Annotated in this window: 1 protein-coding gene; it reads right to left on the bottom strand. The window is 56.9% G+C overall.

Annotation, left to right across the window (positions count from 1 at the left end; translation table 11 throughout):
* On the bottom strand, positions 1 to 489 hold a 489-nt coding region (locus QWJ46_RS31130), incomplete at its 5' end, for a NifX-associated nitrogen fixation protein (protein ID WP_064820036.1).

The raw sequence follows: 489 nt of genomic DNA, 5'->3' as shown, positions 1-489 counted from the left end.
TCATGATGCCCGCGCCACGTCGGGATAGGTTTCGATAACTTCAATAGCGTCATCGACCATTTTCGTGCCGGTCTCGGCGAGCTTGCCTAGCGTCTCAAAGCCGAACCGGTGGACATCGCGCAGGGTCTTCGACAGAACGACCAACCGTCCAGTCGTGAAAAGCAAGCGGCCGAAGCCCTCATGGCCGATCGTCATGATCGGCGATGCCAACAGGCCTGTGCACTCTTCGATCACAAGCCCCACGCAACTGTAAAAATTCTGTAGCCTCCACAGCACATCAGGATCCGGATCGCCTATGATCGGGATCTTACGGCGCTGCTCCTTGGTGAGGATGAAGTCGGCCAGCAGGTCAGTGTCCGATTTGCCTTCCCACGCCCCATGGGCATCCTGAGCGCGGATGAGCCTTATCAGGCATCTGAGAAAAGGGGTGGCGAGATCCCCATCTTCGTTGACAGCAGGGCCATTCGTACTTCCTGTCAATGTACCCAT

Source organism: Rhizobium sp. CBN3 (genome assembly GCF_030518245.1).
Taxonomy (GTDB): Bacteria; Pseudomonadota; Alphaproteobacteria; order Rhizobiales; family Rhizobiaceae; genus Rhizobium; species Rhizobium aethiopicum_A.
Note: the sequence above shows the minus strand (reverse complement) of the source record. Positions and strands in the feature narration are given on the sequence as shown.